General features: G+C 73.1%; 16 protein-coding genes. 9 read left to right on the plus strand and 7 right to left on the minus strand.

What is annotated here, in order from left to right; genetic code table 11:
• Positions 1-13: 13 nt before the first annotated feature.
• Genes CG747_RS02020 through CG747_RS02030 form a run of 3 tightly spaced genes read right to left on the minus strand, consistent with a single transcriptional unit; the run spans position 14 to position 3,902 of the window.
• Positions 14-415, minus strand: a complete 402-nt coding sequence (locus CG747_RS02020; protein WP_100599815.1) for a DUF742 domain-containing protein — start codon at positions 413-415, stop codon at positions 14-16.
• A complete protein-coding gene (locus CG747_RS02025) occupies positions 412-909 on the minus strand; it encodes a roadblock/LC7 domain-containing protein (RefSeq protein ID WP_100599816.1) in 498 nt (165 codons plus the stop codon). The genes CG747_RS02020 and CG747_RS02025 overlap by 4 nt, the downstream gene beginning before the upstream one ends.
• Positions 906-3,902 (minus strand): nitrate- and nitrite sensing domain-containing protein, encoded by a 2,997-nt coding sequence (locus CG747_RS02030; RefSeq protein ID WP_100599817.1) that lies wholly within the window; start codon positions 3,900-3,902, stop codon positions 906-908. Before CG747_RS02030 ends, CG747_RS02025 begins: the two co-directional genes overlap by 4 nt.
• Before the next feature lie 620 nt (positions 3,903-4,522).
• On the opposite strand from CG747_RS02030, the gene CG747_RS02035 reads away from it, so the two are divergent.
• Positions 4,523-5,368, plus strand: a complete 846-nt coding sequence (locus CG747_RS02035) for a hypothetical protein (protein ID WP_100600066.1) — start codon at positions 4,523-4,525, stop codon at positions 5,366-5,368.
• 52 nt (positions 5,369-5,420) lie between these two features.
• Here CG747_RS02035 and CG747_RS02040 read toward each other — a convergent pair whose 3' ends face one another.
• Positions 5,421-5,912: a MarR family winged helix-turn-helix transcriptional regulator gene (locus CG747_RS02040; RefSeq protein ID WP_100599818.1), complete on the minus strand. Its 492-nt coding sequence runs from the start codon at positions 5,910-5,912 to the stop codon at positions 5,421-5,423.
• Positions 5,913-6,228: 316 nt separating this feature from the next.
• Between CG747_RS02040 and CG747_RS02045 the strand changes: the two genes are divergently transcribed.
• Positions 6,229-7,089: a lysozyme gene (locus CG747_RS02045; RefSeq protein WP_100599819.1), complete on the plus strand. Its 861-nt coding sequence runs from the start codon at positions 6,229-6,231 to the stop codon at positions 7,087-7,089.
• A 67-nt stretch (positions 7,090-7,156) separates the two neighbouring features.
• On the opposite strand, the gene lon is transcribed toward CG747_RS02045, so the two are convergent.
• The 3 genes from lon to CG747_RS02060 all read right to left on the minus strand — a co-directional run bounded on the left by lon (position 7,157) and on the right by CG747_RS02060 (position 11,581).
• Complete coding sequence (lon, locus tag CG747_RS02050; protein ID WP_100599820.1) at positions 7,157-9,592, minus strand: endopeptidase La; 2,436 nt, start codon at positions 9,590-9,592, stop codon at positions 7,157-7,159.
• A 155-nt stretch (positions 9,593-9,747) separates the two neighbouring features.
• The gene (locus CG747_RS02055) at positions 9,748-10,611 is read right to left on the minus strand and encodes a pentapeptide repeat-containing protein (RefSeq protein WP_257980172.1); all 864 of its coding nucleotides are present in this window, start codon (positions 10,609-10,611) and stop codon (positions 9,748-9,750) included.
• A gap of 124 nt (positions 10,612-10,735) precedes the next feature.
• Complete coding sequence (locus CG747_RS02060) at positions 10,736-11,581, minus strand: rhomboid-like protein (protein ID WP_100599821.1); 846 nt, start codon at positions 11,579-11,581, stop codon at positions 10,736-10,738.
• Between the two features lie 203 nt (positions 11,582-11,784).
• Here CG747_RS02060 and CG747_RS02065 point away from each other — a divergent pair, with 203 nt between their 5' ends.
• From CG747_RS02065 to CG747_RS02095, 7 genes are all read left to right on the plus strand, one after another.
• Complete coding sequence (locus tag CG747_RS02065; protein WP_100599822.1) at positions 11,785-12,558, plus strand: spermidine synthase; 774 nt, start codon at positions 11,785-11,787, stop codon at positions 12,556-12,558.
• An 83-nt stretch (positions 12,559-12,641) separates the two neighbouring features.
• A complete protein-coding gene (locus CG747_RS02070) occupies positions 12,642-13,382 on the plus strand; it encodes a response regulator transcription factor (RefSeq protein WP_016570288.1) in 741 nt (246 codons plus the stop codon).
• A complete protein-coding gene (locus CG747_RS02075) occupies positions 13,379-14,494 on the plus strand; it encodes an ATP-binding protein (protein WP_100599823.1) in 1,116 nt (371 codons plus the stop codon). The genes CG747_RS02070 and CG747_RS02075 overlap by 4 nt, the downstream gene beginning before the upstream one ends.
• A 237-nt stretch (positions 14,495-14,731) precedes the next feature.
• Positions 14,732-18,499: a multifunctional oxoglutarate decarboxylase/oxoglutarate dehydrogenase thiamine pyrophosphate-binding subunit/dihydrolipoyllysine-residue succinyltransferase subunit gene (locus tag CG747_RS02080; RefSeq protein WP_100599824.1), complete on the plus strand. Its 3,768-nt coding sequence runs from the start codon at positions 14,732-14,734 to the stop codon at positions 18,497-18,499.
• A 172-nt stretch (positions 18,500-18,671) separates the two neighbouring features.
• Positions 18,672-18,851 (plus strand): DUF6104 family protein, encoded by a 180-nt coding sequence (locus tag CG747_RS02085; protein WP_004937694.1) that lies wholly within the window; start codon positions 18,672-18,674, stop codon positions 18,849-18,851.
• 189 nt (positions 18,852-19,040) lie between these two features.
• Positions 19,041-19,952 (plus strand): DUF4097 family beta strand repeat-containing protein, encoded by a 912-nt coding sequence (locus CG747_RS02090; RefSeq protein WP_100599825.1) that lies wholly within the window; start codon positions 19,041-19,043, stop codon positions 19,950-19,952.
• Between the two features lie 2 nt (positions 19,953-19,954).
• Positions 19,955-21,184: a PadR family transcriptional regulator gene (locus tag CG747_RS02095; protein ID WP_100599826.1), complete on the plus strand. Its 1,230-nt coding sequence runs from the start codon at positions 19,955-19,957 to the stop codon at positions 21,182-21,184.
• Positions 21,185-21,286: the final 102 nt, after the last annotated feature.

Genomic DNA, 21,286 nt, shown 5'->3' on the forward strand with positions numbered 1-21,286 from the left:
GGCCGCTATCGTGTCAGAGCCTGTGAAGTCCACTCAGCACCCTTTCGAGCAGCGCGCGGTCGGGCCGGCCGGTGCCGTGCCCGGTGCCGTAGACGCGAATCTTTCCCTGGTCGGCGAGATCGCTGAGCAGGACGCGGACCACGCCCAGCGGCATCTTGAGCAGTGCGGAGATCTCCGCGACCGAGCGCATCCGGCGGCACAGCTCGACGATCGCGCGCATCTCCGGCATCACGCGGTCCCCCCAGCCGCCGGAGGTCAGCTCGCGGCGCTCCTCGGGGGCCTCCAGCGCGGCCACGAACGTCTCGACGAGAAGCACGTGGCCGAACCGCGTCCGGCCGCCGGTCAGCGAATACGGCCGGACCCGCGCGGGTTTGCGATCCCCGCCGCGCACGGGGAGTTTCGGGGTACTACTCACTGGACGTTCTCCATCGACTTGCGCAGTTCGGTGCGGAGTTCGGGGGTGAGGACGTGACCGGCCCGGCCGACGAACAGCGCCATGTGGTAGGCGATGACGCTCATGTCGCAGTCCGGGGTGGCGTGCACGCCGAGCAGCGAGCCGTCGCTGATCGCCATGACGAACAGGCTGCCCTCCTCCATCGCGACCATCGTCTGCTTGACGGCTCCGCCGTCCATCAGCTTGGCCGCGCCGTTGGTGAGGCTGCCGAGGCCGGAGACGATGGTGGCGAGGTCGGCGCTGGAGCCCCGGGGGCCGTCGTCGTCGCCGGCGTGGACCGGCACGGCCTCGGCCCGCTCGGGGTCGGAGGACAGCAGCAGCAGACCGTCGGAGGACACCACCGCGACCGAGTGGATGCCGGGCACCTCGTCGACCAGATTGGTCAGCAACCAGTGCAGATTACGTGCCTGGGTGCTCAGTCCCTGTCCATAAGCAGTGGGCGCTTGCGCCTTCAATCGCGTGCCTCCTCGCCGATATGGCTTTCTCCCGGGGCCCCCGCTCCGTCGGTGTCCGTCTGTGGGATGGTCTGGTCCGCGGTGCCATCCGCGATCTCGGCCGCCACATCGCGTCGGCCGTCCCGCGCCCCTTGCTGGAAGCCGCCGAGCCGGCGGCGCAGCGCCTCGGCGTTGGCGGCGCCGGTCTTACGGGGTGCGGCGGGCGCCTTCTTCTGCGCCACGTTCTTCGGGGTGCGCTTGGGCAGCCCGGTGGTGGTCCGACGCTGCGGCCGGGGCGCACCGGGTGCCTGCGCCGGGGATGCCTGACCCGGGAGCTCCGGGTCCGGGACGGCGACCGGCTCCGGGGCGCCGGTCAACGCCCCCTCCGGTGCCGGGCGGGTGTGCTGGTCCGGCCCGATGGCGTACGGGTCGGCGGTGGCGGGCGCCGCGGCGGCGTGCCGCCCCTTGCCGGGCGCCGGGGCACCCTCGGCCGGGGGCGTGCCCTCGGCCGGCGGTGTGGTCTCCCCGGGACGGGTGTGCTCGCCGGTGGTACCGGCCGCGTACGGGCCGGGCGACTGCGGGCCGTACGGGCTCGGTTCGGTGCCGGCGGCCGGTTCCGGGGCGGCGGGCGGCGCGGCCGGGCCGTGGGACGGGCCCTGCACCTGGGGCGGTACGACCGGCCCCGCCTGCTCGGCCGGTTCGGGCGACTGCGCGGGGGCTGCCGGTTCCGCGGCGGCCTGGGTGCCGAGTCCGGCCGCGTCGATGGCGCGCTCGGCTGCGGCGACGAACGGGTCGCCGGCGAGGCCGCGACGGCCGGTCGGCTGCGGGGCGGCGGGCGCCGGCTCCGGCGCGGCCTCGGCGGCCGGTGCGTCGGCCTCCGGGGCAGGGGCCGGGGCGGGGGCGGCCGCGGTGGGCGCCCCGACGGCCGGCGTGGTCGCCGGGTCGAGCCGGTTCATCCGCGTCTGGAGGGTGTTGGAGTTGGCCTCCGCGATCGAGCCCGGGAGGGTCGGCGCGGACGCCGCGGCCCCGCTCGCCGCCGGGGCGGCCGGCACCGGCCCGGGGCGGTTCGGCAGGATCGAGCCGGGCAGCACGACAACGGCGGTGACGCCGCCCTGCTTCCGGTCCCGCAGCTGGACCCGCACGCCGTGCCGGGCGGCCAGCCGCACCACCACGTACAGGCCCAGGCCCAGCGCCTCGTCCACGCTCTCGGAGGTCGACGCGGACTCCGCGTCCGAGAGCCGCTCGTTGACCTCGGCCAGCCGGTCCGCGGTCATCCCGATGCCCTGGTCCTCGACCGAGAGCATCAGCTCGCCGCTCTCCAGCAGCCAGCCGGACAGTTCGACGTGGGCGTCCGGCGGGGAGAACGCGGTGGCGTTCTCCAGGAGTTCGGCGACCAGGTGGCTGATGTCGTCGGCGGCGAACCCGGCGACCTGGGCGTGCGGCGGCAGCGAGGTGATGCGCACCCGCTCGTACCGCTCGATCTCGCTGACCGCGGCGCGCAGCATGTCCAGCAGCGGCACCGGCCCGGCGTGGCTGCTGCCGTGCTGTTCGGCGCCGGCCAGCACCAGCAGGTTCTCGCTGTTGCGGCGCATCCGCGCGCCGAAGTGGTCCAGCTTGAACAGGGTGTCCAGCCGCTCCGGGTCCTGCTCGCTCTCCTCCAGGGACTCGATGACGGCGAGCTGACGCTCCACCAGGCCGAGGGTGCGCAGGGAGAGGTTGACGAACCGGCCGTGGACGCCGGTGCGCAGCACCACCAGCCGCTCGTTGAGCGCGGCGACCTCGTCCCTGAGGGCCTCCGCCTGCTCCTGGAGGACCTCCCGCTCGGCGACCAGCCGCTGCCGCCCGCCGACCAGCCGCTTGCGCTCGCCCTCCATCTCGGCGGCGCGCCGTGCGGTATCGGCGATCTGCGCGTGCAGGGCGTTGACGGACCGGACGGTGGCGGCGAACTCGTCGTTGCGGCCCTTGTAGCTGATGGGGTCCTCGTGGCCGGGGTCGGCCGCCACCCGCTTGGCGCCGATCCGCAGCGCGGCCAGCGGCTGGGTCAGGGTGCGGGCGGCCCAGATGCCGGTGCCGACGGCCACCAGGAGGCACAGGCCCTCCAGGGCGATGGCGATCTCCAGGTCCGTCACGTCGTCGTCGCGCAGCTGCCCCAGGCGCTGGACCTCGGCGGTGGCGAGGGCCGACTCCACGCCCCGCATCAGGCCGACCCGGGCCGTGAGGACGGCCTGCACCCGGCGCCGGCTCAGGGCCAGGTCGCCGGCGTCCAGGTAGGGGTGGTCGGTCAGCTTGGTGAGGTAGCGCTCGGCGGTGTCGACGTCGGTGCCGTTGACGGTGCGTTGGAAGCGGTCCCGGGCGTCCTGGCTGGCGGCCTGGTTGAAGTCGCCGAGCGCGCCCTGCTCGCGGACGTGGGCGACCTGCGCGGCGGCGGTCAGCCGGGGCTGGGTGCCGCCCGCCTTGAGGCCGGCGAGCAGCAGCGCCCGGGCGGCGGCGGCCTGGTCGACGGCCCGGCCGAGGGCGGGCAGCGCACGGGTGTCGGCCGCCCCGGCGTCGGCCCGGGCGGGCAGTCCGCGGGCGATGTCGTCGCTGATCGCGCCGAGCGCCTGGACGACCTCGCTGTAGGCGTCGTGGACCTGGTCGGCGGTGGCGGGCCCGGCGAGCGCCTTCTGGCGGGTCTCCGGCAGCTGCTTGAGGAGCTTGTCGGCGGCGGAGAACGAGCCGGTGTCCCCGGCCACCCCCTGGGCCTGGCTGCGCAGTTCGTCGATCTGCCGGTCCACCTGGGCGCGCTGGGAGTCGGTGGGGGCGGGGGTGACGTTGCGGCCGGTGCGGCCGGCGGCGACGTACGCGGTCATCGCGTCCCGCTCGTCGGCGAGGGCGTGCGCGAGGGTGATGGCCTGCGCGTTCACCCCGGCCAGGTCGACCAGGTGCTGACTGCCGCCGGCGTTGTCGGCGGCGGTCGCCAGGGCGGGGGCGCCGGCCCCCAGGACGGCGACGGCGACCACGGCGACGGCTCCCATGAGCCGGTTGCGGACCCGCGCGGGACGCCGTCCCGAGCCGTCCGCGCCGTCACCCGCCGCCCCCGGTCCCGCACCGGGCCCCGTGCCCGGTACCGAGACCGATCCGGCCGGTGACCCCGGCTTCCCTGCGCCGCCCCGAAGCCGCTTCTTCCGCACCGCTGCTCGCATTCCTGTCTCGCCTGCCCACGCCGTGTTGGCGTCGCGGACCCGGCTCGCTCACCGCTCGCGGGGCGGATCTGCGCGAAAACCGCGGCAGCGCACAATTCCGCGAAGGGGAACAGCCCGGCTCTACGCGCCGCGACGGACGTCCTGACTACCCCGGTTGATCCGGGAAACGACCATTCCATCGGCGTCGCGCAGTGGCTCGGCAACACATGTCCGGCCACCTGAACGAGTGAACAGCAATCGGAGTTTGACCATCAACTTCCGCGTGGCAACAGTTTCGGCCGCAACCCCGCGCAACCCCCGGGCGGGTTTGGAGATGCGTGCCGGTCCTGAAAGGATGCGCCCCCGCAGCCGGCCCCGGGCCCTCCGCGGCCGACCGGGCCGCCGTTGCCCCTCAGGCCGCCATGACGGCCGGCCACCGCGCCTTTTCGGCCACCTCCGGCAGACTTTCCGACATGCGCATCGAACTCGCCACCGAACCGGGCGACCCCCAACGCCCCAACGAGGACTACGCGTCGGTCGCCCTACCTGCCTCCGGGGACGGTGGCGCCCTGGTACTGCTGGACGGGGTGACCCCGCCCGAGGGGGACGACGGCTGTGTCCATTCCGTACCGTGGTTCACCGCGCGGCTAGGGGGCGCAATGCTCGAACTGTCGGTTTCACGCCGTGACATGACGCTCACTGAGGTACTCGCCGCGGCCCTCGCCAGAACGGCCGACACCCATCGCGCCACCTGTGACCTTTCTCACCCCCGCACGCCGCAGGCGACGGTGGTCGCCGCGCGCTGGTCCCGGGAGGCCGTGGAACACCTGGTGCTGTCCGATTCCGTACTGCTCCTGGAGAAGGCGGACGGCTCGGTGCATCCCGTACTCGACGCCCGTCTCGACGACCTGCCGTCCGCGGTCCGCGCCCGGCGCGCGGCGGTCCGGGCGCTGCCCCGCGGCTCGGCCGAACGCGCCGCGGCGGCCCGGGAGTACGTCCGCGCGGTGGAGGCGCTGCGGAACGCCGAGGGCGGCTTCTTCACCGCGGCCGCCGATCCGTCCGTGGCCGCCCGCGCGATCACCGGCACCACCCCGCGCGCCGAGGTCCGCGCCCTGACCGCGCTGAGCGACGGCGCGGGCCGCTGGGTGGAGGTCTTCGGCGCGGGCTCCTGGGCCCAGTGCGCGGCGCTGGTCGCCGAGTCCGGGCCGCAGGCGCTGATCGACCGGGTGCGGGCCCTGGAGGCGGCGGACCCGGAGTGCGCCGCGCACCCGCGGGGGAAGGCCCGGGACGACGCGGCGGTGGTCCACGTCGCACCGTGACGCGGACCGGGCGGCCTCGGGGCCGGGACTGGGGCTGGTCCGCCAGAGAGCCCTAGCCCTCCTCCCCCTCCTGCTCCGCGTTCAGACGGTGCAGCAGGCGGGCGAGTTCGGCGACCTCGGCGCGGTCCCAGGAGGCGAGGTTGCGGGCGTAGCGGGCGCGGCGGGCGGTGCGGACGCGGTTGAAGCGGTCCCGGCCCTCGTCGGTGATCCGCACCAGGACGGCCCGGCCGTCGGCCGGGTCGGGGGCGCGGGCCACCAGGCCGAGCTTCTCCAGGGCGTTCAGTTGGCGGCTTATGGTCGCCTTGCCGACGCCGAAGAAGGCGGCAAGGTCGGTGGCGCGTTGGGCGCCGGCGTCGGCGAGCCGCACCAGCAGGCCGTAGGCGGCCGGTTCGAGGTCGGGGTGGACCTCGCGGGCGAGTTCGCCGGAGGAGGCGCGGGCGCGGCGCAGGAATACCGCCAGTTCGCGTTCCAGGGACAGGAATGCGGGGTCCACTCCCATCGGCTCGCCGTCCGCCGTGGTACCGCCGGCTCCGGTCTCGTGCACGTCAGCGCCCTTTCCCGCGTTGTCCGATCCAGAAATTCCCCCGCCGTGCCCTCCGTGCGTTTCCGCCGCCGGAAATTTTCCTTCCCGGGCGGACGGAACCGCAGTTGGGCCAGTATTTCGCAGGATTAGACCAACGGCAGCTCGCGGACCCCTTTTATCACGGGGGTCTACGCGCGTATCGTCATTTCTGGCATGGCCACACCAAGTGTGGCGCCGGTTCCTCCCCTCTCAAGGTCACTTCTCCACAAGGTCACTTCTCAGCAAAGTCACCGCACCGAGATCCACCGAGATCCACCGAGATCTACGGAGGCACGTAATGCCCGTGCTCAGATCCGGCTCCCCCCACCGCTCCGTGCGCTCCCGCGCGACCGTGGCCGGGATCCTCCTCGCGACCGTCTCCCTCCTCGTCGGCCTGCCCGGTACGGCCGGTGCCGCGGCCACCGGGCGCGCGCCCGAGCCCCGCCACCCCGAACAGGACTGGGCCGGCTCCCAGATCGCCGAACACGAGGGCACCCGGACCGGCGTACTGCCGCCGGCGCCCTCGCTGGCCGCGTCGGTCGAGGGCGTGGACGTCAGCAGCCACAACGGCAACGTCGCCTGGTCGACGCTCTGGAACAGCGGCGTGAAGTTCGCCTACGTCAAGGCCACGGAATCCACCAGCTACACCAATCCGTACTTCGCGCAGCAGTACAACGGCTCCTACAACTCCGGCATGATCCGCGGCTCCTACCACTTCGCCACGCCGGACACCTCCAGCGGCGCCGCCCAGGCCAACTACTTCGTCGACCACGGCGGCGGCTGGTCCAAGGACGGCAGGACGCTGCCCGGCGCGCTCGACATGGAGTACAACCCCTACGGCTCCACCTGCTACGGGCTGAGCGCGGCCGGGCTGGTGAACTGGATGAAGGACTGGTTCGCCACCTACAAGGCACGCACCGGGCGGGACGCCGTCATCTACACCTCCACCAGCTGGTGGAGCCAGTGCACCGGCAACTCCTCCGCCTTCGGCAGCATCAACCCACTGTGGGTCCCGCGCTACGGCTCGTCGGTCGGCGAACTCCCCGCCGGCTGGGGCTTCCACACCATCTGGCAGTACACCTCGACCGGCCCGACGGTCGGTGACCACAACCGCTTCAACGGGGCGTACGACCGGCTCCAGGCGCTGGCCAACGGCTGAACGCGCGGCGGGCCGCCCCGTCCCCACCGAGGGGGCGGGCCGGCCGTCCGCCGCGCCGTGCCGGGCGCTACGCCGCGACCGGGAACCCGGGCCGCTCCCCGTTAGCGGCCGGTGTCAGGGCCAGTTCCAGCACCTGCCGCACGTCCGCGACCGGGTGCACCTCCAGCGCTTCGAGGACCTCGGCCGGGACGTCGTCCAGGTCCGGTTCGTTGCGCTTGGGGATGATCACGGTGGTGATACCGGCCCGGTGCGCCGCCAGCAGCTTCTGCTTGACGCCGCCGATCGGCAGCACCCGCCCGGTGAGCGAGACCTCACCGGTCATCGCGACGTCCGGACGGACCGGGCGGCCGGACAGCAGCGACGCCAGCGCGGTGGTCATGGTGACGCCGGCACTGGGGCCGTCCTTGGGGACCGCGCCGGCCGGGACGTGCAGGTGCACCCCGCGCTCCTTCAGGTCGCCCACCGGCAGCTCCAGTTCGGCGCCGTGCGAGCGCAGGAAGGACAGCGCGATGTGCGCCGACTCCTTCATCACGTCGCCCAGCTGGCCGGTCAGCCGCACACCGGAGGCGCCGGTCTCCGGATCGGCCAGCGACGCCTCCACGTAGAGCACGTCGCCGCCGGCACCGGTGACCGCGAGACCGGTGACCACACCGGGCACCGCGGTCCGCCGCTCGGCCGGGTCCTGGGCCGACTCCGGGGTGTGGTGCGGGCGCCCGATGAGCGGGCGCAGCGCGTCCGCCCCCACGGTGAGGGGCAGCTCCTGCTCGCCCAGTTCGTGCTGGGCGGCCACCTTGCGCAGCAGCCTGGCGACCGACCGCTCCAGATTCCGCACGCCCGCCTCGCGGGTGTACTCCCCGGCGAGCTTGCGCAGCGCGTCGTCCGCCACGGTCACCTCGCCCGGGGTGAGGCCGGCCCGCTCCAACTGGCGCGGCACCAGGTGGTCCCGGGCGATGACGACCTTCTCGTCCTCGGTGTAGCCGTCCAGCCGGACCAGTTCCATCCGGTCCAGCAGCGGTTCGGGGATCGCCTCCAGGACGTTGGCGGTGGCCAGGAACACCACGTCGGACAGGTCCAGTTCGACCTCCAGGTAGTGGTCCCGGAAGGTGTGGTTCTGCGCCGGGTCCAGTACCTCCAGGAGGGCGGCGGCCGGATCGCCGCGGTAGTCGGAGCCCACCTTGTCGATCTCGTCGAGGAGGACGACCGGGTTCATCGAGCCGGCCTCCTTGATCGCCCGCACGATCCGGCCGGGCAGCGCGCCGACGTACGTCCGCCGGTGGCCGCGGATCTCCGCCTCGTCCCGGACGCCGCCGAGGGCGACCCGGACGAACTTCCGCCCCATGGCCCGCGCGACGGACTCGCCGAGCGAGGTCTTTCCGACGCCCGGCGGCCCGACGAGGGCCAGCACGGCGCCGCCGCGGCGCCCGCCCACCAGGCCGAACCCGCGCTGGGACCGCCGCTTGCGCACCGCGAGGTACTCGGTGATCCGCTCCTTGACGTCCGCCAGCCCGGCGTGGTCGGCGTCCAGGACCCGCTTGGCGCCCGCGATGTCGTAGGCGTCCTCGGTCCGCTCGTGCCACGGCAGTTCCAGGACGGTGTCCAGCCAGGTGCGGATCCAGGAGCCCTCGGGGCTCTGGTCGCTGGACCGCTCCAGCTTGTCGACCTCCTTGAGGGCGGCCTTGCGGACCTCCTCGGGCAGGTCGGCGGCCTCGACCCGGGCGCGGTAGTCGTCGCCCTCGTCCTCCGGGTCGCCGTTGAGCTGGGCCAGTTCCTTGCGGACCGCGTCCAGTTGGCGCCGCAGCAGGAACTCGCGCTGCTGCTTGTCGACGCCCTCCTGGACGTCCTTGGCGATGGACTCGGCGACGTCCTGCTCGGCCAGGTGGGAGCGGAGCACCTCGGTGGCGTACTTCAGCCGGGCGACCGGGTCGGTGGTCTCCAGCAGCCGGAGCTTCTGCTCGCCCGCCAGGAACGGCAGGTATCCGGCGTTGTCGGCGAGCGTGGGGACGTCGTCGATGCCGGCGACCCGGTCGACGACCTGCCAGGCGCCGCGCTTGCGCAGCCAGCTGGTGGCCAACGCCTTGTACTCCGTGACGAGTTCTCCGACGGCGCCCGGGAGGGCGTCCGGCGCCGCCTCCTCGACGGTGGTGCCCTCCACCCAGAGCGCAGCGCCCGGACCGGTGGTGCCGGAGCCGATCCGCACCCGGCCCAGGCCCCGGATCAGGGCTCCGGGGTCACCGTCGGACAGGCGTCCGACCTGCTCGATCCGCCCGAGCGTGCCGATCGCCGCGTACGTCCCGTCGATCCGCGGCACCAGCAGCACTCTGGGCTTGCCACCCGACGAGTCCGACGAGGCGGCCGCCTGGGCGGCCTCCACCGCGGCCCGCACCTCGGCGTCGGACAGGTCCAGAGGCACCACCATGCCGGGCAGGACGACCTCGTCATCGAGGGGCAGCACGGGCAGGGTCAGCGTGGTGAGCGCCGTGGACTCCGTCGACTCAGCAGTCATGATCTCCCCTTCGGCAACCAAGTTGAGCTTTACCCACTCAATGCCGAGCGCCCTGCCGTTGTTCCCCGCCGCGTGTTCGCTGTGAGCGATCAGATGCGGGCAACTCGGCTACGGGGCAGGGGCCGTGGGCCCCGCCGGAAGGGGAGGGACCGGCGCTACCAGTGCGCGGGACGCCGCAGCCCGCCCGGCAGCCGGGTGGTCGCGTCGCCCCGGGCGGCGTTCACCTGGGCCTGCGTCAGGAAGACGCTGCCGGTGAGGTCGGCGCCGCGCAGATCGGCGTCCCGGAGGTCGGCGCCGATCATCTCCGCGGACCGCAGGTCGGCACCACGGAGGTCGGCCGCGATGAGGTACGCCCCGCGCAGGTTGGCACCCCGGAGGTCGGCGCCCTTGAGCCGCGCCCCCATCAGGTCCGCGCCCCGCCGCTCCTTCCGGCGGCCCGGAACCTTCGCCCGGACCAGCTCGCCGACCCGCAGCAGCAGGACGTTGACCGCGCCGCGATGGGCGGCCACGTCCAGCCCGGCCAGCTCCTCGGCGGTGCCCCGCGTCAACCCCTCGGTCTCCTCCAGGGCGGCCCGCAGCTCGTCGCGCACCGGGCGGCACTCCGGGAGCGCCACCGCCTCCGTCAGGTACCAGAGCAGCTCGTGCAGCTGGCGCATCACGGCGAACGCGTCGAACATCGGCCGGGCGGTCTCCGGCGCGCTCCGCCAGTCCTTCCCCTCGAAGGTGACCTGGGAGATCTTCTGACCCGCGCCGAAGCACTCGAAGACCGTGCAGCCGGAGAAGCCGCGCTTCCGCAGGTCGCGGTGGACGCCGCAGCGGAAGTCGGCCTGGAGGTTCGGGCAGGGCCGGCCGGCCTCCTTGTCGAGGGCGAAGTCCGCCGAGCGCGCGAACGGCAGCGCCACACAGCACAGGCCGAAGCAGTTGCCGCAGTCGGAGAGCAGCGGGAGCCGGGCCCCGTCCGGGGTCTGGGGCGGGGCGGACGGGCGGTCCTGGGCGGGGCGGCGGCGCTCGTGCGGCACGGTTCTTCTCTGCTCCTGCGACCGGCGGACGCCTTCCGTCACGGCGCCCGCGAAGGACCCCATTGTCCGCGACCGGCGCCGCCGGTGCGCCCGGCGGACCGTCCCGCGTGGGCGGCGCCGCGGGTCAGGACGCCCGGGTGGCTCGCAGCGCCGGGTGCCCCAGGTCCCCGAGCAGCGCGGCGGGCCCGGAGCGCTGCGCCCGCCAGTGCCGGAGCAGCGGCCAGGCGGCGACGCCCAGGACCAGGGAGAGCAGATGGCCCCAGTCGGTCATCGGGTCGACGTAGGCGAGCAGACCGGAGACCGCCTGGCAGCCGGCGGCGGCCAGCAGCGGCCAGCGCGCCCAGCCGGGCAGCAGTCCGGCGAGCGCCCCTATGCAGGTCATCACGCCGAAGCTGATGCCGTAGTCGAGGCGGTGCAGCGAGCTGTCCGGCAGCCCCCCGGCGGCGACCGAGAAGCCGACCGGCATCTCGGTGGCGAGGGTGGCCAGCGCGTGCCCGCCGAAGAACACCGCCGCGGTGCGCACCCCGCCGATCCGCCGCTCCAGGGCGGTCAGTACGAAGAGGAAGGCGACGGCGTACCCCGAGAACAGCCCGCCGGCGATCCACAGGGCGCTGGCGACCAGCACCAGCAGCGGCGCCTGGGCGAGGTGGACCACGTCCGTACTGGAGCCCTGGAGCAGTGCGGACACCAGGGAGGGGTCGCCGTTCTCGGCGAAGAGCGAGGTGGCCACGAGCAGCAGCGTGTAGCCGAAGGTGAAGGGGGTGCCGGTCGGCGTGGGGAGCAGCCGCCAGGGGCGCAGGCCCCCGCGCGGGCGGCGGGCCGGGGCGGCGGTCGGTGCCGGCGGGGCGTCCGCGGCCGGTGCGGCCGCGCCACCGCGCTGCCGGGGCAGCCCGGTGAGGAGCACCGGAGCGCTCCCGTCCGCCCCGTCCCCGGCCGGCGCACCGCCGGCCGCCTCCACCGCACTCGCCATCCCAGGTCCCTTCCACGACCCCGCGCACCGTCCGGGATCCACTGTGCACGGCCAACCCATGAGTCAGCTGTGTGAGTGATATCCCTCACAGCCCTCAACCCTCGTGCGGTGCACTGCGTCCGGCGCGTGGGCCGCGGTTCCCGCCGTCCCACCGTCCGCCGAACCGCTGGACCACCGCCCGCGGAGTTGACCAAGATGGCCGCATGGATCCCGTTCGCTCCTGGCATCCGACCACCGCACCCGAACCGGCCGTACGCACCCTCGACCGGCGCGAAGGCCCCCACGGCGAGGTGGTGCTGCGGCGCCGGGGACCGGCCGCCGGGGACCCCGACACCCGTGTCGCGCCCGGGAAGCCCGGGAAGGCAGCCGGCCCGGTCTACGAGATCATCGCCAACGGCTGCTTCCTGATGGACACCTCCGACGGCCGCTCCGAACGGCTGCTGGTGGACGCCGCGCTGAACGCCCTGCCGCCCGACCGGGCACGGCCCTCGGTGCTGATCGGCGGACTGGGCGTGGGCTTCTCGCTGGCCCGGGCGGCCGCCGAGCCGCGCTGGGGCCGGATCGCGGTCGTCGAGCGGGAGGCGGCGGTGATCGACTGGCACCGCACGGGCCCGCTGTCGGCGATCTCCGGACCGGCGCTGGCCGACCCGCGCACCGAGGTCCGGCACACCGACCTGGTCGCGTACCTGCGCGAGGGCGCCGGCCAACTCGCGTACGACGCCCTGTGCTTGGACATCGACAACGGCCCCGACTGGACCGTCACCGAGGACAACGACGGGCTCTACTCCCCCGCCGGCCTGGCCGCCTGCCGGGACCGGCTGACCCCCGGCGGAGTGCTCGCCGTGTGGTCGGCGCGGCCGTCGCCGGAGTTCGAACGGGCGCTGGGAAATGCCGGATTCGAGGGCGTACGGACCGAAGAGATCCCGGTTGCCCGAGGCGTCCCGGACGTGGTCCACCTGGCGCTCCGGTCCGCGTAGGGCGCGTAGCCGACTGTCACATCATGCCCTTACGCTGCTGCCCAGCAAGACGTGACCACGCAGGGCACATGCAGGGGCGGGCGATGGACCAGACTCAGACAACCCAGGGCGGCACCACCGCGGCCACGCCGGGCGCCCAGCGCCGGGTGCTGGTCGTGGAGGACGATCCGACGATCGTCGATGCCATCGCGGCCCGGCTGCGCGCCGAGGGCTTCCAGGTGCAGACCGCCACCGACGGCCCGGCCGCGGTCGACACGGCCGAGGCGTGGCAGCCCGACCTGCTCGTCCTCGACGTGATGCTGCCGGGCTTCGACGGCCTGGAGGTGTGCCGCCGGGTGCAGGCGCAGCGACCGGTGCCGGTGATGATGCTCACCGCCCGGGACGACGAGACCGACATGCTGGTGGGCCTCGGGGTCGGCGCCGACGACTACATGACCAAGCCGTTCTCCATGCGGGAGCTGGCCGCCCGGGTGCACGTACTGCTGCGCAGGGTCGAGCGGGCCGCACTGGCCGCGCACACCCCGCGCAGCGGCATCCTGCGGCTGGGCGAGCTGGAGATCGACCACGCGCAGCGCCGGGTGCGGGTGCGCGGCAGCGACGTGCACCTCACCCCCACCGAGTTCGACCTGCTGGTCTGCCTGGCGAACACCCCGCGTGCGGTGCTCTCCCGCGAGCAGCTGCTGGCCGAGGTCTGGGACTGGGCGGACGCCTCGGGGACCCGGACGGTCGACAGCCACATCAAGGCGCTGCGCCGCAAGATCGGTGCCGAGCGCATCCGCACGGTCCACGGCGTCGGGTACGCCCTGGAGACCCCGCCCGCATGATCTGTCGGTGGCGGCCGCGGGCGCGGGACCTGTGGGACCGGTTCTGGGAGGCGCTGCGGCCGCTGGACCCGTACCGCTCGGTCAAGGCGGCGCTCGGCGCCCTGGTGATCGTCTCGGTGATCATCACCACACTCCTGGTGTTCGTGGCGATGCACTCGGCGACCGAGCTGCGGGTGATCACGGTCTTCTCGATCATCGCCTCGCTGCTGATCACCCAGTTCGTGGCCACCGGGCTGACCGCCCCGCTCGGCGAGATGACCGAGGTGACCCGGGCGATGGCGCACGGTGACTACACCCGCCGGGTGCGCGCGGACCGCCGCGACGAGTTCGGCGACCTGGCCGACGCCTTCAACCGCATGGCCGCCGACCTCGAAGCGGTGGACACCCACCGCAAGGAGCTGGTCGCCAACGTCTCGCACGAACTGCGCACCCCCATCGCGGCGCTGCGCGCGGTGCTGGAGAACGTCGTCGACGGCGTCTGCGAGCCCGACGCGGACACCATGCGGACGGCGCTGAAGCAGACCGAGCGGCTGGGCCGGCTGGTGGAGCACCTGCTGGACCTGTCCCGGCTCGACAACGGCGTGGTGCCGCTGCACGCCCGGCGCTTCGAGGTCTGGCCGTACCTGTCCGGGGTGCTCAAGGAGGCCAACATGAGCCGCGGCGCCTCCACCCTCTCCGGCACCGGCACCCACACCCGGGCGGACGTCCACCTCCACCTCGACGTCTCCCCGCCGGAGCTGACCGCGCACGCCGACGCCGAACGGCTCCACCAGGTCGTCGCCAACCTCATCGACAACGCGATCAAGCACAGCCCGCGGCACGGCCGGGTCACGGTGCGGGCCCGGCGCGGCGACGGGCCGGAGGGCCTGGTGCTGGAGGTGCAGGACGAGGGCCCCGGCATCCCGGAGTCCGAGCGCTACCGGGTCTTCGAACGGTTCAACCGCGGCGGGCCCGGCTCCTCGGGTCCGGGCACCGACGGCGGGACGGGGCTGGGCCTGGCGATCGCGCGCTGGGCGGTGGACCTGCACGGCGGGCGGATCGGGGTGGCCGAATCCCCCCGGGGTTGCCGGATCCGGGTCACCCTTCCGGGGCTGGAGTCATCCCGGGGTTGACGCCGACTGACGTAGGGTCGGTGGTGGGAGCACTCATTCCGGGGTGCGACGGCGATGAGCGCTACCCGCACACAGGCAAACCACGTGTGTTTCCCGCCAAGTCAGCCCCTGAAACCCTTCGGTGAATGTGACGTGCGCGACGAGTGACCCTCCCGGACTGCACCAAAGGTCACAAGAGGCGTAGCCTTTATTCCCGCTGTCCACCACCTTAGGAAGCGGAAGAGGGCGGTTGCCGCCGTGTCGCTACAGTCCCCCAACAGTGCGAGTGTCTCGGCCGAACAGGAAGAGCAGCGGAAGAATCCCGCTGCCGCGTTCGGTTCCAACGAGTGGCTCGTCGACGAGATCTACCAGCAGTACCTCCAGGACCCGAACTCGGTAGACCGAGCCTGGTGGGACTTCTTTGCCGACTACAAGCCGGGCCAGCCGGCGGCGGACGCTGCCCCGGCAGCTCCGGCCCCGTCGGCCCCGGCTCCTGCGGCGGCCCCCGCCGCGGAGGCTCCGAAGCCCCCCGCCGCGGCCCCGGCGAAGCCGGCCGCGAGTGCCGCGCCCGCGCCTGCGCCCGCCAAGAACGCGCCCGCGAAGCCCGCGGCGAAGCCGGCTCCGGCGGCCAAGCAGTCCCCGGCCGGCGAGGCACCCGAGGGTCCCGAGTTCGTCACCCTGCGCGGCCCGTCGGCGGCCGTCGCGAAGAACATGCACGCGTCCCTGGAGCTGCCGACGGCCACGTCCGTCCGCGCGGTCCCGGTGAAGCTGCTGTTCGACAACCGGATCGTCATCAACAACCACCTCAAGCGCGCCCGCGGCGGGAAGGTCTCCTTCACGCACGTCATCGGGTACGCGATGGTGCAGGCCCTCAAGGCCATGCCGTCGATGAACAACTCCTTCGCGGAGAAGGACGGCAAGCCGACGCTGGTCAAGCCGGCGCACATCAACCTCGGCCTGGCCATCGACCTGGTCAAGGCCAAGGGCGAGCGCCAGCTGGTCGTCGCGGCCATCAAGAAGGCCGAGACGCTGAGCTTCTTCGAGTTCTGGCAGGCGTACGAGGACATCGTCCGCCGGGCCCGGGACAACAAGCTCACGATGGACGACTTCACCGGGGTCACCGCGTCGCTGACGAACCCCGGCGGCATCGGCACCGTCCACTCGGTGCCGCGCCTGATGCCCGGCCAGTCCATGATCATGGGCGTCGGCTCGATGGACTACCCGGCCGAGTTCCAGGGCACCTCGCAGGACGCCCTGAACAAGCTGGGCGTCTCCAAGGTCATGACGCTGACCAGCACCTACGACCACCGGGTGATCCAGGGCGCCGCCTCCGGCGAGTTCCTGCGGATCATGAGCCAGCTGCTGCTCGGCGAGAACGACTTCTACGACGACATCTTCAAGTCGCTGCGGATCCCCTACGAGCCGATCCGCTGGATGCGCGACATCGACGCGTCGCACGACGACGACGTCACCAAGGCCGCGCGGGTCTTCGAGCTGATCCACTCCTACCGGCAGCGCGGCCACGTCATGGCCGACACCGACCCGCTGGAGTACCACCAGCGCAAGCACCCCGACCTGGACATCACCGAGCACGGCCTCACCCTGTGGGACCTGGAGCGGGAGTTCGCGGTCGGCGGCTTCTCCGGCAAGTCCATGATGAAGCTGCGCGACATCCTCGGCGTGCTGCGCGACTCGTACTGCCGCACCACCGGCATCGAGTTCATGCACATCCAGGACCCCAAGCAGCGCAAGTGGATCCAGGACCGGGTCGAGCGCCCGCACAAGTCGCCCGAGCGCGACGAGCAGCTGCGCATCCTGCGCCGGCTGAACTCCGCCGAGGCGTTCGAGACGTTCCTGCAGACCAAGTACGTCGGCCAGAAGCGCTTCTCGCTGGAGGGCGGCGAGTCCGTCATCCCGCTGCTGGACGCGGTCATCGACTCCGCCGCCGAGGCGCGGCTGGACGAGGCCGTCATCGGCATGGCCCACCGCGGCCGGCTCAACGTCCTGGCGAACATCGTCGGCAAGTCCTACGCCCAGCTCTTCCGCGAGTTCGAGGGCAACCTCGACCCGAAGTCGATGCACGGCTCCGGCGACGTCAAGTACCACCTGGGCGCCGAGGGCACCTTCACCGGTCTGGACGGCGAGCAGATCAAGGTCTCGCTGACCGCCAACCCCTCCCACCTGGAGGCCGTGGACCCGGTCGTCGAGGGTGTCTCCCGCGCCAAGCAGGACATCATCAACAAGGGCGGTACGGACTTCACGGTCCTGCCGATCCAGCTGCACGGTGACGCGGCGTTCGCCGGCCAGGGCGTGGTCGCGGAGACGCTGAACATGTCCCAGCTGCGCGGCTACCGCACCGGCGGCACGGTGCACGTCGTCATCAACAACCAGGTCGGCTTCACCGCCGCGCCGGAGTCCTCGCGCTCCTCCATGTACGCCACCGACGTGGCCCGCATGATCGAGGCGCCGATCTTCCACGTCAACGGCGACGACCCCGAGGCCGTCGTCCGGGTCGCCCGGCTCGCCTTCGAGTTCCGCCAGGCGTTCAACAAGGACGTGGTCATCGACCTGATCTGCTACCGCCGCCGCGGCCACAACGAGCTCGACAACCCGGCCTTCACCCAGCCGCTGATGTACGACCTGATCGACAAGAAGCGTTCGGTGCGCAAGCTCTACACCGAGTCGCTGATCGGCCGGGGCGACATCACCCTCGAAGAGGCGGAGCAGGCGCTCCAGGACTTCCAGGGCCAGCTGGAGAAGGTCTTCACCGAGGTCCGCGACGCCGCCACGGCCCCGGCCGTGCCGGAGGTCCCGCAGCCGCAGGCCGAGTTCCCGGTCCACGTGGAGACCGCGGTCTCCCAGGAGATCGTCAAGCGGATCGCCGAGTCGCAGGTCAACATCCCCGACCACATCACCGTCCACCCGCGTCTGCTGCCGCAGCTGCAGCGCCGGGCCGGGATGATCGAGGACGGCACCATCGACTGGGGCATGGGCGAGACCCTGGCCATCGGTTCGCTGCTGATGGAGGGCACCCCGGTCCGGCTCGCCGGCCAGGACTCCCGCCGCGGCACGTTCGGCCAGCGCCACGCGGTGCTGATCGACCGGCAGACCGGCGAGGACTACACCCCGCTGCTGTACCTGTCCGAGGACCAGGCCCGCTTCAACGTCTACGACTCGCTGCTCAGCGAGTACGCGGCGATGGGCTTCGAGTACGGCTACTCGCTGGCCCGCCCGGACGCGCTGGTGATGTGGGAGGCGCAGTTCGGTGACTTCACCAACGGCGCGCAGACCGTCATCGACGAGTTCATCTCCTCCGCGGAGCAGAAGTGGGGCCAGACGTCCGGCGTCACCCTGCTGCTCCCGCACGGCTACGAGGGCCAGGGCCCGGACCACTCCTCGGCCCGGATCGAGCGCTTCCTCCAGCTGTGCGCGCAGAACAACATGACCGTCGCGATGCCGACGCTCCCGTCGAACTACTTCCACCTGCTGCGCTGGCAGGTGCACAACCCGCACCACAAGCCGCTGATCGTCTTCACCCCGAAGTCGATGCTGCGTCTGAAGGCCGCGGCGTCGAAGACGGCGGAGTTCGTCACCGGCGGCTTCCGCCCGGTGATCGGCGACAGCACGGTCAAGCCCGAGGACGTCCGCAAGGTCGTCTTCTGCTCCGGCAAGGTCTACTACGACCTGGAGGAGGAGCGGGTCAAGCGCGGCGCGTTCGACACCGCGGTGGTCCGGATCGAGCGGCTGTACCCGCTGCCCGGCAAGGAGCTCCAGGCGGAGATCGCCAAGTTCCCGAACGCCGAGAAGTACCTGTGGGCGCAGGAGGAGCCGGCGAACCAGGGTGCCTGGCCGTTCCTCGGCCTCAACCTGATCGACCACCTGGACCTGGCGGTCGGCGCCGACGTCCCGCACGGTGAGCGCCTGCGCCGCATCTCGCGGCCGCACGGCTCGTCGCCGGCGGTCGGCTCGGCCAAGCGGCACCAGGCCGAGCAGGCCCAGCTGATGGCGGAGGTCTTCGACGCGTGAGCGTCTAGCCGCCGCTGACCACGGTCCGCGAAGGGCCCGTTCCCACCGTCCGGTGGGAACGGGCCCTTCGGGCTGTCCGGGGGCGGGGCGGACCGCCCCCGGCCGGTGGCACGGCGGGTCCGCGCGGCTGCCTATCCTGGCCGCAATGTCCCTTTGACCTGCTGGAGAGCACGTGTATTTCACTGACCGCGGCATCGAGGAGCTGGAGAACCGGCGCGGCGAGGAGGAGGTCACCCTCGGGTGGGTGGCCGAGCAGCTCCGGACGTTCGTCGACCTCAATCCGGACTTCGAGGTTCCGGTCGAGCGGCTGGCCACCTGGCTGGCCCGACTGGACGACGAGGACGACGAGTAGGGGATGCAGGGGGCACAGGGCGCGCACAGCGCGTGGCCGGCGGGCCGGACCGGCGTCACCTAGGGGAACGGAAGGGGCGTATCAGGGCAGGGTCAGGGGTGGACCTGCTTGACTCCCACGGGCTGCGATATATCGTGTCTATCGAAGACGCGATATGTTGCGTGTCTGCCTACCCTGGGGAGGTCAGGTATGTCAGCCCGGACCGAGTGGACGGTCTCCGCACCACGCACACTGGAGATCGAGGAACCCGTCGGCGCCCTCTCCGTGCGCCTGATGGGCGGCACCGTCAACGTCGTCGGCACCTCCGAAGCCGGGCCGGCCCGGCTGGAGATCTCCGAGCTGCACGGCCCGCCGGTGACGGTCTCCTACGAGGACGGCACCCTCTCCGTCGGCTACGACGACCTGCCCTGGAAGGGCTTCTTGAAGTTCCTGGAGCGCAAGGGCTGGAACCGCAGCGCGGTGGTCTCCGTGACGGTGCCGGCCACCACCCGCGTCGAGGTCGGGGTGGTCGGCGCCGGTGCGGTCGTCTCCGGCATCTCGGGGCGTACGGAGCTGCGCGGGGTCAACGGCGACAGCACCCTCGTCGGCCTCTCCGGCCCGGTCCGCGCCGACACCGTCGCCGGCAACGTCGAGGCCCAGGCCCTGACCGGCGACCTCCGGTTCAACTCCGTGTCGGGCGATCTGACGGTCGTCGAGGGCATCGGCGGCGCGGTGCACGCCGACTCCGTCAGCGGTGACATGGTCCTGGACCTGGACCCGGCGGCGGGGGCGGAGATCGACCTGACCACCGTCTCCGGCGAGATCGCCATCCGGCTGCCCGACCCGGCCGACGCCAAGGTGGACGCGGGTACCACCACCGGCGCGGTCACCAACGCCTTCGACGACCTGCGGGTCACCGGCCAGTGGGGCGCCAAGCGGATCACCGGCTCGCTGGGGGCCGGCACCGGCCGGCTCAAGGCCACCACCGTCTCCGGCGCCCTCGCCCTGCTGCGCCGCCCCGCCTCCCAGGAACCGGACGGCCCCGCCGGCGAGAAGCCGGCCGGCGGACCGGGCGACGGCCCCTCCCCCACGACCCCGCCCGCCGGGAAGAAGGTGCTCTGAGCATGCCCCCCGTCTTCGCCCACGGCCGTCTGCGGCTCTACCTCCTCAAGCTGCTCGACGAGGCCCCGCGGCACGGCTACGAGATCATCCGCCTCCTGGAGGAGCGCTTCCAGGGGCTCTACGCCCCGTCCGCCGGCACGGTCTACCCCCGACTGGCCAAGCTGGAGGCCGAGGGCCTGGTGCGGCACACCACCGAGGGCGGCCGCAAGGTCTACTCCATCACCGACACCGGCCGCGCCGAACTCGCCGACCGCGGCGGTGAACTCGCCGATCTGGAGCTGGAGATCCGGGAGTCGGTGGCGGCCCTCGCCTCCGACATCCGGGAGGACGTCAGCGGCTCGGCCCGCGATCTGCGCCGGGAGATCCGGGAGGCCGCCCAGCAGGCCCGGGCGGGCGCCGGAAAGGCCGGCACGGGGAAGACCGGCGCGGGGAAGGCCGGTGCCGGACAGGGCGGGCGCAGGGGCCCGGCCGGCGGTCGGCCGTTCCCGGAGGCGTCGGACTACTTCGACGCCGCGTTCGGCGACAAGGACGCCTGGCGCCAGGCGAAGGAGGAGTTCCGGCGCGCCAAGGAGGAGTGGAAGGAGCAGGCCCGCCGCGCCAAGGAGGAGAGCCGCCGCGCCAAGCAGGACGCGCAGCGGGCCCGCAAGCAGGCCAAGGACGCCGAGGTGCAGGCCCGCGAGGAGATCCAACGGGTCATCAAGCACGTCCAGGAACAGGCCCAGGGCGCGATGCGCACCGGCGACTGGTCGGCCGCGGTGCGGGACGCGCTGTCCGAGGTGTCCCGCGAGGTCGGCCGGTACACCGGCGCCAGGTCCGGCACCGAAGCGGCCGAGGAGCACCGGCGGTCCGCCCCGGAAGCCGCGGACCACGGCACCGCCGAGGACGGCCCGCGGGTCACGGTCGAGCGGATCGACCTCACCAAGGAGGCCCCCGAGGCGGCGGCCCCGGAGCCCTCGGAGGCCCCAGAGTCACCGGCGGCCCACGCGCACGCCCCCGAGGAGCCCGCGGCGCCCGCGTGGGCCGCCGAGCCGGGCAGCGGCGACCCGGCCCGCGACTTCGACCGCCTGCTGGACCGCTTCCGGGACGACCTGCGGGACGCCGCCCGCGACCACGGCGTCACCGCGGCACAGCTCACCGAGTCCCGCCGCCGGTTGGCGGCCACCGCCGCCCACATCGGCACGCTGCTGCGCCGCCCCGGGACGGACGGCGCGCGGGCGGACCAGGAGGCGTAGCAGGAGGCGCAGCGGGCGGTCCGCGCCGGGGGTTCGACGCTCCCCCGGCGCGGCCCACCCTCCCGGCCTTCGGCGGCCCGGCCCGCGGTCGGCGCCCCGCAC

The sequence above is a fragment of the Streptomyces sp. CB02959 genome, from assembly GCF_002803155.1.
In the GTDB taxonomy this organism is placed as follows: Bacteria; Actinomycetota; Actinomycetes; order Streptomycetales; family Streptomycetaceae; genus Streptomyces.